This window comes from Nostoc sp. (assembly GCF_036917465.1).
In the GTDB taxonomy this organism is placed as follows: domain Bacteria; phylum Cyanobacteriota; class Cyanobacteriia; order Cyanobacteriales; family Nostocaceae; genus Nostoc.
On the sequence record NZ_JBALDL010000110.1, the window covers coordinates 1 to 16,858 of the forward strand.

General features: G+C 43.0%; 13 protein-coding genes. 4 read left to right on the forward strand and 9 right to left on the reverse strand.

Annotation, left to right across the window (positions count from 1 at the left end; genetic code table 11):
• Positions 1-200: 200 nt before the first annotated feature.
• Positions 201-2,045: a tetratricopeptide repeat protein gene (locus V7K38_RS28890; protein WP_334863148.1), complete on the forward strand. Its 1,845-nt coding sequence runs from the start codon at positions 201-203 to the stop codon at positions 2,043-2,045.
• Positions 2,046-2,265: 220 nt separating this feature from the next.
• Here V7K38_RS28890 and V7K38_RS28895 read toward each other — a convergent pair whose 3' ends face one another.
• The 5 genes from V7K38_RS28895 to smpB form a co-directional block, all read right to left on the reverse strand.
• A complete protein-coding gene (locus V7K38_RS28895) occupies positions 2,266-3,900 on the reverse strand; it encodes an alpha-D-glucose phosphate-specific phosphoglucomutase (RefSeq protein ID WP_334863151.1) in 1,635 nt (544 codons plus the stop codon).
• Positions 3,901-4,059: 159 nt separating this feature from the next.
• Positions 4,060-6,645, reverse strand: a complete 2,586-nt coding sequence (locus V7K38_RS28900) for a BsuBI/PstI family type II restriction endonuclease (RefSeq protein WP_334863154.1) — start codon at positions 6,643-6,645, stop codon at positions 4,060-4,062.
• 13 nt (positions 6,646-6,658) lie between these two features.
• The gene (gene leuD / locus V7K38_RS28905; RefSeq protein WP_334863158.1) at positions 6,659-7,267 is read right to left on the reverse strand and encodes a 3-isopropylmalate dehydratase small subunit; all 609 of its coding nucleotides are present in this window, start codon (positions 7,265-7,267) and stop codon (positions 6,659-6,661) included.
• A 118-nt stretch (positions 7,268-7,385) separates the two neighbouring features.
• Positions 7,386-8,789, reverse strand: a complete 1,404-nt coding sequence (gene leuC / locus V7K38_RS28910; RefSeq protein ID WP_334863161.1) for a 3-isopropylmalate dehydratase large subunit — start codon at positions 8,787-8,789, stop codon at positions 7,386-7,388.
• Between the two features lie 260 nt (positions 8,790-9,049).
• Positions 9,050-9,517, reverse strand: a complete 468-nt coding sequence (gene smpB, locus V7K38_RS28915) for an SsrA-binding protein SmpB (protein WP_094332194.1) — start codon at positions 9,515-9,517, stop codon at positions 9,050-9,052.
• 667 nt (positions 9,518-10,184) lie between these two features.
• Here smpB and V7K38_RS28920 point away from each other — a divergent pair.
• Positions 10,185-10,868, forward strand: coding sequence for a response regulator transcription factor (locus tag V7K38_RS28920; protein ID WP_334863164.1), 684 nt, complete (start codon positions 10,185-10,187; stop codon positions 10,866-10,868).
• Between the two features lie 87 nt (positions 10,869-10,955).
• On the opposite strand, the gene V7K38_RS28925 is transcribed toward V7K38_RS28920, so the two are convergent.
• The 4 genes from V7K38_RS28925 to murC all read right to left on the reverse strand — a co-directional run bounded on the left by V7K38_RS28925 (position 10,956) and on the right by murC (position 14,680).
• A complete protein-coding gene (locus tag V7K38_RS28925) occupies positions 10,956-11,441 on the reverse strand; it encodes a low molecular weight protein-tyrosine-phosphatase (RefSeq protein ID WP_334863211.1) in 486 nt (161 codons plus the stop codon).
• A 69-nt stretch (positions 11,442-11,510) separates the two neighbouring features.
• Entirely contained in the window at positions 11,511-11,858 is a 348-nt protein-coding gene (locus V7K38_RS28930; protein WP_069070420.1) for a YbaB/EbfC family nucleoid-associated protein, read from the reverse strand.
• A gap of 183 nt (positions 11,859-12,041) precedes the next feature.
• On the reverse strand, positions 12,042-13,091 hold the full coding sequence (murB, locus tag V7K38_RS28935; RefSeq protein WP_334863166.1) for a UDP-N-acetylmuramate dehydrogenase: 1,050 nt from the start codon (positions 13,089-13,091) through the stop codon (positions 12,042-12,044).
• Between the two features lie 125 nt (positions 13,092-13,216).
• Positions 13,217-14,680, reverse strand: coding sequence for a UDP-N-acetylmuramate--L-alanine ligase (gene murC, locus V7K38_RS28940; protein WP_334863168.1), 1,464 nt, complete (start codon positions 14,678-14,680; stop codon positions 13,217-13,219).
• A 403-nt stretch (positions 14,681-15,083) separates the two neighbouring features.
• On the opposite strand from murC, the gene nadD reads away from it, so the two are divergent.
• Positions 15,084-15,710, forward strand: a complete 627-nt coding sequence (gene nadD / locus V7K38_RS28945) for a nicotinate (nicotinamide) nucleotide adenylyltransferase (RefSeq protein ID WP_334863170.1) — start codon at positions 15,084-15,086, stop codon at positions 15,708-15,710.
• 116 nt (positions 15,711-15,826) lie between these two features.
• The gene (locus V7K38_RS28950) at positions 15,827-16,840 is read left to right on the forward strand and encodes a type I glyceraldehyde-3-phosphate dehydrogenase (protein WP_094332188.1); all 1,014 of its coding nucleotides are present in this window, start codon (positions 15,827-15,829) and stop codon (positions 16,838-16,840) included.
• Positions 16,841-16,858: the final 18 nt, after the last annotated feature.

Sequence of the window (16,858 nt, forward strand, 5' to 3'; positions counted from 1 at the left end):
TGGATTCATCCAGTTCAAATACTCGTTGACGGAGATAAAAGGTGGATTCATCCAGTTCAAATACTCGTTGACGGAGATAAAAGGTGGATTCATCCGGTTCAAATACTCGTTGACGGAAATAAAAGGTGGATTCATCCGGTTCAAATACTCGTTGACGGCGACTAGAATTAGAATTGACGTGACGTTTCTTAATAGCTAAAGTGTCAGATTCTCTGCCATTGCGCGATCGCTATCTTGCCTTAATCGATGAAATTGTTGAAGCCACCCTCAAGGGCAAAATTAGCTCTGTTGAGATGGTGTATCAAATGCTGCTTAAAGGAATTACTTCCGGTACAGGGGAAGTCTTTGAGTTAGTTTTGAGCGATCGCCTGAATGCCCTCCAAAGCCAAGTAGATAGTGAAAACGACGAACTAAAGAAAGCCAAAGCAACTCGCAGTTTGAGAGCCATTAAGACTATTCAAAGTCAATGGCAACGCTGGCAAGAGCAAAATAAAGCCACAGAAGCGATCGCTTCTGGGGTTACAGAAATTACCACAGCCCCGGCTGACGAGCGTCTAGCGACATTTTTACGGATTACTGACCCCAATCAGAAGTATCCGCTAAATTTGCAACAGCTACAGCAATTATCAAAAGCATTACAGCAATTTGCCCAGGCAGATGCTGATTTAGAACAGTTTTCTGAAGGGATTACCCGTGGTTTAGCTTCTTGGCAGCGATTGCAAGATAACTTGCTCAGTTGGATGTACGAGCAAAAAGAAGCTTTAGGATTTGGCGGCGTACCCGGAGAACGTGGCCCTTGGGCAAGTTGGGCTAAACAACTCAATAGCGAGTTACCCAAAGCACTGCTTCGCACCTTAGCGATGGAAGGATCGGCAATTGAGTTTGCCCAACGACAACGAGGAATCACCCTCAGAGATTGGGTGGAAATGGCATTGATCTTACAGTTCTTGCAACGAGGACTAATTAATTGGTTTGACCAACAAGCCTACGATATTAAGGCGGGGCCAAAGTTGTCCATTTCCACTTTTTTGACCTTTGCAGTGATTTGGAGTCAATTAGCAAGTGGTTTTGGCAGCATTGGGACAGTATACGCCGATGCCTGTTCTCAAATCATGCTCCAGATTTTGCGAACCTTTGCCCAGCGTCCATATTTTCCTTTTTACGGCGGGATTTTTGCCTCTTTCACTGGTACTTATTTGCGAGATGCCCTGGATTATTTGGATGAACCCTTACGACGAGGCGAGAAAACCCAAGAAAAGGCGCGAATTCTGACCCTTTTAGGTTATTCGCAGCGTGCTTTAGGACAATACCAGCGCTCAATTGATTTTCATCAGCAGGCATTAGAGATAGCCAGGAATGCAGGCGATCGCCCCTGTGAAATTGCCAATCTTAACCACCTCAGCCGTACTTATGTGCAACTGCAAAATTATGCTGAGGCAATTAACTACAGCCAACGGGCATTAATATTGAGTCGGCAAGCAGGGGATAGAACAGGCGAAGCAAACGCGCTGGTAAACTTAGGTTACAGCGAAGTCATGCAAGCTCAAGAACTAGAAAACCTAGAACCAGAAACATACCAAGCTGCAATTAACTATTTAGAACAAGGTTTAAAATTATCAGAAAAATTAGGCGATATTCAAAGCAAAGCCTTATGTGTTAGCAGTTTAGGAATTGCTTATCTAGTAATTGGAGAACACCAAACTGCAATTAAGTATCTTGAAGATGGCTTCAAAACAGCCCAAGTTTCCGGTGATTGGTATCTCCAAGGGCGGAACTTAGCTTATTTAGCAGAAGCTTATTACCATCTCCAAAATACTGAAAAAACCGTTTACACAGGCTGCTTGGGAATGTATCTTTTGGAGCAAATTGCTTCTAATGAATGGCGGCAAGCAGCAGGTTTACTAACAATTTTGCAAGGACAAATCGGTGTAGAAGCTTTCCAAAAGTTTCTACAGCAACATCGCCCTAAAATCATTGCAGTTATCGGTGTAGATGGCTATGATTACATTCCCAAACTATTAGAAGTATACAAGCAAGATATATAGCGTTTCCCGGTCTGGTGAGATACAAGAACCCCACCCCCAACCCCCTCCCCGCAAGCGAGGAGGGGGCTATGATGCGATACAGTTCATGTTAAAGCATTTATTTCTTCTCTCTGTGTTCTCTGCGCCTCTGTGGTTAGTAAAAAAACTAACTTTAACTGAACTGTATTGGGCTACAATCTGCATCTTTTGATCAGGAAAAGCTATAACCCCTAACCTATTACTAAGTAATCACAGTTGGTTGTTCCCGCCCTGTAAGTTCGCGGATTTGGGCGATCTCCTCAACAAGAGTGATCAAAGAAGCAAGTGCTTCCTGTGGATCGAGGTTATGTTTAGCCGAATCTGCCTCATAGCTTTCTATGTAAACTCTTAGGGTTGCACCTTGAGTCCCCGTTCCAGAAAGTCGCACCACAATGCGAGAACCATCGGTAAAGCCAATACGAATACCCTGTTTCTGGCTAACGCTGCCATCAACAGGATCGGTGTAACTAAAGTCATCACTATATTCAACTTGATAGTTACCGAATTGCTTGCCTTTGAGGGTTGGCAATAAAGAATCCAATCTTGCGATTAAGGTGTTTGCTGGCTCGATCTCAATCCCTTCATAGTCATGGCGCGAGTAATAATTGCGTCCATAAGTCTGCCAGTGTTCCCGGACAATTTGCTCAACAGATTGTTGCCGCTCTGCTAGGATATTCAGCCAGAATAGAACCGCCCAAAGTCCATCTTTTTCGCGGATATGGTTAGAACTAGTACCAAAACTTTCTTCACCGCAGAGAGTCGCTTTACCCGCGTCTAAAAGGTTGCCGAAAAACTTCCAACCAGTGGGCGTTTCATAAGATTCAATTCCAATGTGAGCAGCAACTCGATCTACTGCTTGACTAGTGGGCATCGATCGCGCCACCCCAGCTAAACCGGAACTATAACCAGGGACTAGCTTGGCGTTTGCGGCTAACACTGCGAGGCTATCGCTAGGAGTAACAAAGAACTTCCGCCCTAAGATCATATTGCGATCGCCATCTCCATCAAAAGCTGCCCCAAAATCTGGCGCATTATCCCCATACAAAATATCTACCAACTCATGGGCATAAACCAAATTTGGATCGGGATGTCCGCCCCCAAAGTCTTCTAGGGGTGTACCATTACGCACAGTTCCCACTGGTGCGCCCAAACGTTGCTCGAAAATGGCATGGGCATAAGGGCCAGCTACCGCATGTAAGGCATCGATGCTAATCCGAAAATTTCCAGAAGTCAACAGTTGCTGAATGCGATCGAAATCAAACAGGGACTCCATTAACTCTTGATAATCTTGTACGGAGTCAATCACCTCAACTACCGTCTCTCCCAAATGTGACTCACCCAAGGTTTCTAAATCTACATCTGATGCTTCCAGAATTTGGTAGCTATCAATCACTTTACTGCGATCGTAGATAGCCTCTGTCACCTTTTCTGGTGCTGGGCCACCGTTACTAATGTTATATTTCACACCAAAGTCACCATTTGGCCCGCCCGGATTATGACTAGCAGACAAGATAATGCCGCCAATGGCCTGGTATTTGCGAATAATAGCGGAAGTCGCAGGAGTAGACAAAATCCCCCTCTGTCCAACTTTAATCAGCCCAATGCCATTAGCCGCAGCCATTTTCAAAATGATTTGAATGGCTTGGCGATTATAATAACGACCATCACCACCCAAGACTAGGGTTTGCCCCTGTAATTCCCCCACAGAATCGAAGATGGATTGGGTAAAATTTTCTAGGTAGTGCGGCTGCTGAAAAGCCTTAACTGCTTTCCGCAGCCCAGAAGTACCAGGCTTTTGGTCGCTAAAGGGAGTAGTAGAGATTTTACGGATGTTCATAGATCGTGTTTAACAAGGCATTTTCTCTTACAGCTTTGCATAAGTTAGTTACAAAAAAAATTGTCCCGTATTAAACCTTTGTGTATCCTCTGTACATCTGAGGTAGTTCGTTTTTACACAAAGCTCTAATAAGTACACAGACTGAACTCTGCTTTATATTCAGGAAGTTTGCTTCTTTTGTATTTGGTAAGCCTGCAATAGAGATTCACCATTGAAATGAATCAAATGAGTTGAATCTTCAGCAACCCAAACATCTGTTTCCCAAGCAATCTCTGCCAGATATGCCACCATCGCCTTGCGACTGAGAAATGTTGTTACCATCACCAGAGGTATTTCGGCACTTCTGAATAAAACTTCAAGTTCCTTCTTCCGTTTAGGATTAATTGGGCCATGCGACGTTACAGCTTCAATCAGCACCAACCAGTTATTTGTCGTGAAGTGAATGATCGCATCTGGCATTTTCCCGTGAGAATCAATATTAACACCCAAATCTGCCAATCCTGCTTCATCGAAATGGACGAACTTTTCATCTGTATCGCCAACATAGATCAGCTTCCCACCTGGAGTAAAACGAGAAGCAAAATCATTAATAATTTTTTCAATTAGAATATTTTGACCACCTGGCGATAAAGTTTTAATTTCTCCGTTAATTACTATGGGAATACGGGAAATCTCCCGTTCTTGAGCATACTTCTTTTTCAAAGTTTCAACTGAAGATAGATAAGTATGAATGCTCTTAGTCCATTCATCAGTATCGTAGGTTCGTAATAGATCGAGGGCGCTTTTCTCAACCTGATATACAGTTTTTGGACTATTGATAGGGCGGCTTAAATCATCTGGATTAGCAACTATCAATCCTGCATCCAGAAATTGATGAACTGTCTGGCGGCGAACTGTTTCCCGTGTATTGGGCTTATAGGTTTTGCCATAATGTTGAGCCATAAAATTTATCATCGGCGTAATTCCCATCAAAGGGGAAGTTGCTAATTGCCAAGAGTCTGTCGGTTTTAAGTCAAGCAACGCCAGGAGAGTTAAAGCTGACCGTTCGTTAAGTTGTGTTCGTGGAAAGCCTAATTGTGTCAGAATTTGCAATGCGTCATCAATTCTAGACTTAGTTTCAATTGGATTATTTTCTGACAGATTCGACATACTAAGCAGCTGATTTTCTATAAGTTTATCAATTTCCTGTAACGAAGGAAACTGCTCTTTAATCTCTGTCCCTAATGACAATAGCTGTTCCAAATTAGGGTACTTTAATTTTCGCAAATCTGTTGCATTTACCTGAGTATGCCCATTAAACAACCTAAAAAAAGCATCGACTAGGGTTGAATTTAGATAAACAGCGAGTCCACGAGCCAAGGTAAGGCTAAGTCCCCGCCCATCTTTATGAAAGTAATTTAAGTGATTTTCAAAGCCTACATAAGCATAATTAAATTTGTTGGCATCATAAACCACTGCAACAACACGCCTTTTCTCTTCTTTCGATGAAAATCTTTTGCATAAAACATAATGTTCATTTGGTATTAGAAGATTCGCTGTTTCTTCTATATGCACTATCGCTTGAGTCTTTTTGGTGATTTTTGGGTGTTCTACATATCCATTCGCTAAATTCACCGGATAAATTAAAGGGACGGTATTGTTCTCTAGATTTGTCCTTAAGTACTCTTTTGCACGGAAATCTACTACCCGTCCTGTTGAAACTGTTAGCCCTAAATCTTTCAACGTACAACTGAAAAGTTCCATTCGCTGAACGATTTGCTGACTAATTTTATCTGGAATAATATGAATAAACTGCTCTAGATCATCAGGTTTAACTAAGGCTGTATATGGTACAGAGTGTGACATTATTAAGTCATCATTAGCACCACAGCTGGCATTGATGATGACATTGCTAGATTTTTGCCTTTGTTTCGTAGCTTGGATGATGATAGTTTCCTGCAAAATATCATCGTCACTAAATGCTTCTTGCCGCGACTCAAAAAGATGTACTTGCTGTAAGGCCATCATCTCTAAAAACATCTTGCGGAAGTCACGGAAATATGGCCCATTACAAAAACTGCGCGGGGTAATTGCTACAAACTCCCCACTTGGTTTTAAAAGTTGGGCTGTAGCAGCCATAAAACCAGTATAAAGATTGCTAGTTTCCAAACCGATGGAACGCAGTAATTCGCGCACCTTAGAATTAGCATTTATTTTTAAATAAGGCGGATTGAGAATAGCATGGGTAAATTCTGTTGCGTTTGCACTATTCAATAAACCAACCCGAAGCAACCTGACTGCATCTTCGATAAAATCAGTCTCACGAATTTCGTAATTAAAGGAAATACCCGTACGTTGACATTCCTTGTTACATAGTTCTAGAGTTTGATGCAAATATCTAATTAGAAAAGGGTCAATTTCATAAGCTACAACGCGCAAACTAGATGTGTATTGTGGCTGCTGGCATAATTTTGCGACAAAAGCGGCTAGTAATGAACCGATTCCTGCACCAGCATCAAGCAAGGATATTTCAGGCACATCCAGCCTATTAAACATTCCAGCCATCAATTGTGCTACTGAGGTGGGAGTGAGAAATTGGCCCATTGATGCTTTTTTGTCTTGCCTTAGCTTTAGACTTGCTACAGTCCGATGAAGATCCACTTCTGCAAGCAAGCTTCCAGCTGATAGTTCTGCGAGGCTGATGAAACGCACTTCACCTTCTCGCTCTGTATGGGATTTAGTTAATATAGTTTGAGTTATTCTCACCGGCTTACTTATATTAACTCGCGGCTAAATTGCCCCAACCCACATAAGGTAATTTTGCAGCTGTTGCCCTAACTTGGTCAGCATTTGCTACTAACTGACCGCAAGCGTCCCAAGTTCCAGAAATGAATGTGCTTCTAGTACCTTCACCGATCGCAACTGGGGCGGTGTAATCACCAATTTGTACTTGCAAGGTTTCTAGATTCACTTTCACACCTGCTTGGGGATTGGCAGTCACTAACTCTTGCAGTTGTTTAACAGTAACAGCATCGGCTGTCACACAAGGTATTCCCATTGCCACACAGTTACCGAAAAAGATTTCCGCGAAGCTTTCACCGATTAAAGCTTGGATTCCCCATTTTGCGATCGCTTGGGGTGCGTGTTCCCTTGATGAACCACAGCCAAAATTTCTATTGACTATTAAAATATTCGCCCCTTGGTACTGGGGTTGGTCAAAGGGATGTTCGCCTTTGAGTGCTGTCCGGTCATCAATAAACACGCCTTCACCTAAGCCATCAAAGGTAACGGCTTTCAAATATCGCGCGGGAATGATGCGATCGGTATCTATATCATTGCCTACTAAGGGTATGCCGCGCCCTGAAACTGTTTTAACTTCACTCACCATAAACTTGACAAAGGGATTGGGGACTGGGGATTGGGGACTGGGGACTGGGGTAGAGAGGCAAAGGAGAATAATTCAAATTCATAACCAATGCCCAATGCCCAATGCCCCATGCTCAAAATTACAACAACTCGCGCACATCAGAGACTTCGCCTTTAATGGCAGCAGTAGCGACCATCGCCGGACTCATTAACAATGTCCGACCGGAGGATGAACCCTGTCTTCCTTTAAAGTTGCGGTTAGAAGAAGAGGCACTGATTTGTCTTCCTTGTAGTTTATCAGGGTTCATCGCCAAGCACATGGAACATCCGGGTTCACGCCATTCAAATCCGGCTTCTTGGAAGATTTTATCTAGTCCTTCAGCTTCTGCCTCTTGCTTCACTCTTTCAGAACCGGGGACAACGAAAGCTTTGATTCCCTCTGCAACATGGCGACCTTTGGCGATTTTTGCAGCTTCCCGTAAATCACTAATTCTGCCGTTGGTGCAACTACCAATAAAGCAGACATCTATTTTAGTGCCTTTGATAGGTTGACCAGGATACAAATCCATGTAACGGTAAGCTTCTTCGGCAATAAATCGGTCTTCTTCTAGTAGTTCTTCCGGCTGTGGCACTGACTGGTTGACACCGATACCTTGACCGGGAGTAATCCCCCAAGTAACAGTAGGAGAAATTTCCGCAGCGTCAAATACGACTACATCATCATATTGGGCATCAGCATCGCTCTTGATGGAATCCCACCAAGCTACTGCTTTATCCCAATCTGCACCAATGGGTGCAAAATCTCTACCCTTGAGGTAATCGTAGGTGACTCGATCGGGATTAATATAACCGCATCTAGCACCGCCTTCGATCGCCATATTGCAGACAGTCATCCTCTCTTCCATGTTCATTTGCTCAAATGTCGTACCTGCAAATTCGTAACCATAGCCCACACCGCCTTTTACGCCGAGTGTGCGGATGATATGCAGGATGACATCTTTGGCATAAACTCCTGGGTTCAGACTGCCGTTAACTTCAATTTTTTTTACTTTCAGTTTGGAGAGGGCAAGAGTTTGAGCAGCGAGAACATCCCTAACTTGACTAGTACCAATACCAAATGCGATCGCACCAAATGCCCCATGACTCGAAGTGTGGCTATCTCCACAAGCGATCGTCATTCCTGGTTGAGTCAGGCCAAGTTCTGGAGCAATCACATGAACGATACCCTGACTACCAGAACCAATATTATAAAAGGTAATGTTATTTTCTCGACAATTTTGCTCAAGCGCTTGAATCATTTCCTCTGCCAAACCATCAGCAAAGGGACGCGCCTGATTTTCAGTTGGCACAATATGATCGACTGTAGCAACGGTACGCTCTGGAAATAGTACTTTAAGTCCCCTCTCGCGTAACATAGCAAAAGCCTGGGGACTGGTGACTTCATGAACTAAGTGAAGCCCAATAAATAGTTGCGTCAGCCCGGAGGGAAGTGTACCAACGGTGTGTAAGTCCCAAACTTTATCAAACAGGGTACCTTTGCTCATACGTCAATCAATATTTCAAGAGTCCGGTCTTAAATAGTATCAAAAAATAGTCCAAGTTTTTCTACACGCTTGATATTAGTTACACTGCCCTCAGCGCCTCTACGGTTTTATTCTTCCTCAAAAAACCACAGAGGCGTTGAAAATTCCCAGAATATCTCATGTTACCAATAATACCTGTACAATGTAGTGTTTATGTACAGGGACACTCATGCAGCAGATGTCACAGCAAGAGTTTTTCCTGATGTGACACGAGAACAAGGTTAATAACTTTTCATTGCCCGTTGAATATCGCGCTGATCTTCCCGTCGTTTCAGGTCTTCTCGCTTATCGTGGAGCTTTTTACCTTTGCCAAGGGCTATACTCACTTTTACCCAGCCGCGTTTGAGATACATTTTCAAAGGAATTAAAGTTAACCCTTGCTGTTCTACTTTGCCAATTAGCTTGCGGAGTTCTTGACGATGCAACAACAGCTTGCGTGTCCGCCGTGGTTCATGATTAAAATATTGTCCACTAGCGTTATAAGGCGAGATATGAATATTGATCAGCCATGCTTCGCCATTGCGAAGTAAAGCATAGCCATCTTGGAGATTGACTTTACCTGCACGAATTGACTTCACCTCGGTTCCTGTCAACTCAATTCCGGCTTCGTAAGTTTCCAGAATTTCATACAAATAACGGGCTTGACGGTTGTCAGCAATAACTTTGTAACCTTCGTTCTTGTCGCTCATTGATAATTTTGTGCGCTTTAAATGTACCTAAAAAATTATTTGGATTGTCTTGCGAATTATAGGGTATTCATTATAACCGCTATAAATATTGAACCGTATATTACTAATTTAGCTTTTCTAAGTTCATAATTAAGAGTTTTCTGGTAACTTTAAGTTACCAGATATGGATGAAATCTGAGGTTTATCGAGAACTTGGAGGATTTTGCCTCAAGTCTCACAAAGAGTTGGTAAGTAAATCGGCGTAGATAATTAAAGGTTTGTAGTGTACCTTTGTGGGTATCTTGCTATGAGACGCTACTCTTAGAGAAGGCTTCAGCCCTCTCTAGAAAATTATTTCAATCATGGCGACTTAACTTATATTTTGGTAAATTACTGATAAGATTAATAATAATTTATACTATAATAAGAATCTACTCTGCCTGATTAATGAGTTATTACAAATTAAAAAGCTCTCTATGCCTCCTAATCAGAATGAGTCAAAGGCAGTAACACTCCGTTAACCTTCCGAAAGATTTAAGATTTTCTTTATAAATCAACCCTAAAGTCAGTTATTAACTGGTAATCCTGTCATAGGATGAAACATAAGAACACTATTATTACCAGTGTTCACAGATGAAGCGCGTAGAAGCAAATTTCTGAGTAAAAAAATGCTAGGGGTGTATTGTCCATGCCCTTGACGATCCTTGTAGTGGATGATGATTTGGGCACTCGTCTGTCTGTTAGCGACTATCTTGAACTGTCTGGCTACTGTGTGATCACGGCTAATGACGGTCAAGAGGCTTTGTTTATGGTGGATGAGTATAATCCTGATTTGATTGTTACGGATATAATCATGCCACAGATGAATGGCTACGAACTGGTGCGTCGGGTGCGTCAACAATCAATGTTTCGATTATTGCCTGTAATTTTATTAACAGCCCGAACTAAGACCCAAGAAAGAATTCTGGGCTACCAGTCAGGGTGCGATTTATATTTACCAAAGCCTTTTGAACTGGAAGAATTAGCAGCAGCAATCCGCAATCTTTTGGAGCGATCGCAAATTATTCAATCAGAGTATCGCTTTTCTCATAAAGAGAATTTGGGCATTTCCGCCTCGACAAAAGCGGCGGATGCCCATAATTCTCTGTCTACTCAAATTCAGAAACCTCATCTGCACTCATCCCTAACTCATAGAGAACAAGAAGTCTTAGAGTTATTGACTCATGGTTTGTCTAATGCCGATATGGGTCATCAGTTACACCTAAGTCCTCGCACAGTGGAAAAGTACGTTAGCAGTTTATTAAGAAAAACCTCAACCAGCAACCGAGCCGAATTAGTGCGTTTTGCTATGAAGCATGGTTTAGTCGAATGAAAAAGTGAGGAGTTAAAAGTGAGGAGTGAGGAATTAAAACAGATGCGATGAATCGCGTCTCTACTCCTAACGCTTGTACAGACGCGATTAATCGCGTCTCTCCTCACTCCTCACTTTTGTCAGCAGACCTTCACAAGCATCAATTAGTAAATCAATAACCTGATTAAATCCGTCTTGACCACCGTAATAAGGATCTGGAACTTCCTTTAAGGTGTATCGAGAGCAAAACTCGCACATCAAACGCACTTTATGCTGATATTGCTTGGTTTGATCAAGAGCGATGATATTATCATAATTTTCTCGATCCATCGCCAAAATTAAATCAAAGTCTTGAAAGTCTGACTTTTGAAACTGGCGTGCTTGACCACGCAGTTTAATTCCCAACTTTGTAGCAGCCGCAGCACTCATGCGTCTGTCAGGTGGGCTACCAACGTGATAACTAGATGTACCAGCAGAATCACAGATGATAGCATCGCTCAAGCCAGCCTGCTCAATTAGATGATTCATGATGTTTTCTGCCGATGGCGATCGGCAGATATTACCTAAGCAGACAAATAGCAACTTGTAAGGCATAGATATTTTTTGTCCTTTGTCAATAGTCATTTGTCCTTTGACCAATGACCAAAGACTAATGACCAATGACTAAAATCCAGGTAATTCCAACCCACTGGTTAATTCTTCCATACGTTCCCGCATTGTTGCTGTGGACTTGTTGTAGGCTTCTTTCATTGCTACTGTCACAAGATCGGAAAGTACTTCTGCACCTTCCCCTAGAGCATCTGGAGAAATTTCTACCCGCTTGGGTTCTTGGTTTCCACTGACAATAACCTTTACCAGACCACCGCCAGATTCTCCTAGAATCTCCATTTGCTCCAATTCTTCTTGGAGTCGCTTTGCACCTTCTTGAACTTGCTGTGCTTTCTTAAAAGCTTCGGCAAGTTCCTTCATTTTTCCTAAGCCAAAGCCGAATCCCTGTCCTTTTCCTGTCATAATTATTTGTACGCTTATGCGTTGAATAACAAATCAAATTCAATTATAGATGCGGTAAGCAATTTGCCTCTTTTTTTACCAATAATTAATGCATCAGGAATTGGGCATTGGGCATTGGGCATTGGGCATTGGGTTATTCTTATTGTCTCCCTCATCTCCCTCATCCTCCCCACTCCCCATTCCCTATCCACAAGCACCTTGAAACTCTCCGAGCATTTTGACTTCTGGCTCTAAATTAATAGACCAACGTTCTTGTACTTGATGTTGAATGTGGCGAATGAGACAGAAGATATCACTAGCTTTTGCCCCACCCCGGTTAACGATAAAATTAGCATGGAGTAGTGCTACTTGCGCTCCACCAATCTGGTAGCCTTTGAGTCCAGTTTGTTCAATTAACCAGCCAGCACTGTAAGGTTTGGGATTGCGGAACACACTTCCACAACTGGGGAAGTTGTATGGTTGGGTGCTTAGGCGATGTTTTTTGTGTTCTTTGGTGATTGCTACAACTTTTGCTGGGTCTGCACCTGGCGCGAGTTGTAAGGTGGCTTGGGTGACTATGCGTTGGCGACGCCTCTCCGTTCGCGCAGCGTCTCCGCCAGGAGAAGGAGACTCGCCACCTTGTAATAATGAAGTCCGGTAGCTATAACCTAACTGTTCTGGGGTAAGAGTCTCCAGGGTTCCATCGGGTGAAAGTACCTCGGCACTTACTAACATATCTGCGATACAGCTATTATGTGCCCCTGCGTTCATCACCACAGCACCTCCGGCTGTTCCAGGGATGCCAACAGCCCACTCCAATCCCTGCCATCCTAACTCTGCTGCCGCCCATGCCAAACTAGGAATTGATTCTCCAGCAGCAACGGTTAATTGACCGGTTTGGGGGTCGAAGTTGCTGAACCGGAGATGACGAGTCGCAATGACTAAGCCTGATATACCGCGATCGCTTACCAGGAGGTTAGAACCGGCTCCCAGTGTTGTCACCTTTAGATCGCGTTCTTTTGCATATTTCAGACTGGCTTGCAGTGCTTCTAAGTTTCGGGGGGCGACATATAAATCAGCTGCTCCTCCAACCCTATAGGAAGTAAAGGCTGACAAGCAAGCCTGGGGCTTGATCGCACAATCAGTATTTGGTAAGTAAATTACTTCACTATCCACCGAATTAGTTGTTTGATGTTTCTTTGTATTCAAAGCAGAAACTGTGCAGACGTTTCCAGCTGCCTGGGAAATGGTCATTTTTACTTTATATGGGTAAAATTTTTACATGAATTTACCGCAAAGATACGGTAATAGAATTCCTAAATGGAACCGTTGCTAGACGGGCGCTTTGCTCAGAAATGAAGTCTTTGCAAAGTCTCCACTTAAGATGTGGCTTTAGCCGGTTCGCAAAGTGCGGTAATTATTTCAGGAATTACCTGATTCAAGTTCCCAGCCCCTAAAAACAGCGCCAAGTCTCCTGGGCGTAATGTTTTTAACAAGTACTCATATACTGAGGGTAAAGTTGGTTGATAAACTACCTGCGAATGGTGTTTAGCAATTTCTGCCGCTAAATCTTCACCAGTAATTTGCCCTAAATTGGGTTCGCCTGCACTGTAAATATCAGTCAGCACAACCAAATCAGCATGGGTAAAGGACTCGGAAAATTCTTTTAAAAAGGTCAGTGTCCGGCTATAGCGATGGGGCTGGAAGATCGCAACCACTCTTTGCCCTGGTCTTGCTTGTAAACGAGCGGCGGCGAGAGTAACGCGAATCTCGCTAGGATGATGAGCATAGTCATCAATGAAGGTAATACCATCAACTTCACCCCGGAGTTCAAAGCGTCGTCTTGCTCCTTCAAAGGTGGCAATACCTTTAGCGATCGCTCCAAATTCTAAGCCCAAGACGCGACCAACAGCAACTGCTGCTAAGGCATTGCTGAGATTGTGCCGACTGAGCAGCCGCAACTTTAACACGCCTAAAGCTTTGCCTTTTTCCCAAACTAGAGCGGTGGTGCCATCAGCCCGATAATCAATATTAGTGACGGTGTAGTCAGCGTCGGTATCTGAGTGTAAGCTGTAACTGATTGTGGGTTGTAAGCGATCGCGCACTGTCGCACAGTCAATACTACCGATTAAAGTTTTGCAACCCTTAGCAAATGTCTGGAAGGTGTCAATGACTTCTTCTAATGTGTCGTAATGGTCAGGATGATCGAGTTCAATATTGGTGATGATGCCAATTTCTGGAGCGTGTTTTACCAAAGAACCATCAGATTCATCTGCTTCAGCTACCAAATATTGGCTTTGTCCCAATCGAGCATTGCCTTCCCAAGCATTGACTTCGCCACCTACTAAAATTGTTGGGTCTAGACCTGCTTCTAGAAGCATATAACCAATCATGCTACTGGTTGTCGTTTTGCCGTGTGTTCCTGCTACTGCAATACTGTAGTAATCGGCAATTAAGGCGGCTAGTACATCTGAACGATGTAAAACTGGACAACCTAATTCTAGCGCTGCTTTATATTCTAAATTATTCGTGTTAATTGCTGTTGAACAAATGACTTGAGGTAGTTTTGACTTAGTATCAGCAGATAATTGTTGTTGTGAATTTAATCCTACTGCATTCGCTAATACTTGAGGGCGAAAGAATTCGAGATTGCTTGCCTCTTGTCTACCAAAAATATGAGCGCCGATAGATTCCAATTTGTGCGTAATGTGATTTGGACGAAGATCGGAACCTGATACTGGAAATTGACGCTTGGCAAGAACGTATGCCAGAGCAGACATACCTATGCCGCCGATGCCAATAAAATGAAATGGTCTACCACTAAAATCTACAGAATTAGTCATTTCTTGCTCCTTTTACACCACACCACACCATAATCACAAATGACACGCGTATCATAACAGGAATTTGATTTTTACCGTAACTACTCCTATATAGTGTTTATCTTTAATGCCCAGATGTTCTTTCCGCTCTGCTTTTGCGTGTTCAGAATGATTTTACCTTGGTTGGAGGTTTTTACTATTTCTGAACTGTTGTTAAGACTATTCTGAAAATTTTGGGTACATCGGGAAAGAAATTCTTGTAATGTCAAATACATATTTTTGTCTACCTTACTGGAATTGGCTACATAATACATTGTTTAGTGAAACTGATTTTAAATTGCATCAAGTATAGGCATGAATTGACTACAATAGTACATTGGCAATGAAACTATTTTTCAATTGCATAAAACCCAGGCATAACTGGATGCAGCAAATCGCAATTTTTGGTGGCACATTTGATCCAATTCACTGGGGACACCTGATCGTAGCCGAGACAGCAATGCAAGAAGTATCCCTTGAAAAGGTAATTTGGGTGCCATCCCTAAATCCGCCTCACAAAGAAGCAGCTTTGTTTGAGCATCGCGTCAAAATGCTGCAATTAGCCATAAAAGATAACCCAGCATTTAATGTCTCACTAGTGGAGGCAAATCGCTCTGGGACTTCTTATGCCATTAACACCCTGATTGACTTATCTGCTTGCTACCCAAATACTCACTGGTACTGGATTGTGGGCTTGGATACTTTCCAAACCTTACCTCGTTGGTACCGTGGACACGAACTAGCACAAATGTGTGATTGGTTAATCGCACCCCGACTGCTAGGTGGTGAGACTATAACTCAAAGCAAATTAATCTGCAAGCAAGTGGAGCAACAACTGAAGGAGCAGTCTCATACCATTCACTGGCAACTCTTAAATATACCTTTAGTAGGAGTTTCGTCAAGTCTAATTCGCAAATTGTGCCGCGAACGCCAGTCAATTCGTTATTTAGTCCCGGAAACCGTCAGATCATATATCACTAACAACAATTTCTACTCGAACAAATCTGAATAAATTATGTGTTTTTTTATTGATCTAACACTTTATCGTTATAAGTGCTTACCCCCTTTGCGATATGATTGGGGTCAACGATATCAACATATAAGCATAAATACAGAGGGCAAGACACTGTGATTAGAGTTGCAATCAACGGTTTCGGGCGGATTGGACGTAACTTTGCACGTTGCTGGGTGGGTAGAGAGAATAGCCAAATCGATCTTGTCGCTATTAATGACACGTCAGACCCTAGAACCAATGCTCACCTGCTAAAGTATGACTCGATGCTAGGCAAGATCAAAGGTGCTGAGATTAGTGCCGATGATAACTCTATCATCGTGAACGGTAAGACCATTAAGTGCGTATCCGATCGCAACCCAGAAAAGTTGCCCTGGAGAGATTGGGGAATTGACCTAATTATCGAAGCAACAGGCGTGTTTACTAGCAAAGAAGGAGCGCTGAAGCATGTGAATGCTGGAGCTAAGAAAGTTCTGATTACCGCTCCTGGTAAAAACGAGGATGGCACTTTTGTGATTGGTGTGAATCATCATGATTATGACCACAATATACACAACATTATCAGTAACGCTAGCTGTACTACCAACTGCTTGGCACCTATTGCCAAGGTGTTGAACGATAAGTTCGGCATCATTAAAGGTACGATGACCACCACCCACAGCTATACTGGCGACCAGCGTTTGCTAGACGCTTCTCACCGGGATTTGCGACGGGCTAGAGCAGCAGCGATAAACATTGTACCCACCTCCACTGGTGCAGCAAAAGCAGTAGCGCTGGTTATCCCAGAGCTTAAAGGCAAGCTTAATGGCGTTGCTTTGCGCGTACCGACCCCGAACGTCTCAATGGTAGATTTCGTAGTTCAGGTTGAAAAGCGTACTATTACTGAAGAAGTTAACCAAGCTCTCAAAGATGCTGCTGAGGGCCCACTTAAAGGCATTTTGGACTATAGCGAACTAGAACTAGTATCTTCCGATTATCAAGGTTGTGATGCTTCTTCGATTGTTGATGCGAACTTGACTTTTGTGTTGGGTAATGACTTGGTAAAAGTTATGGCGTGGTATGACAACGAGTGGGGTTACAGCCAACGAGTTTTGGATTTGGCAGAATTGGTAGCCGAGAAGTGGCAATAATTAGTCATTGGTCATTGG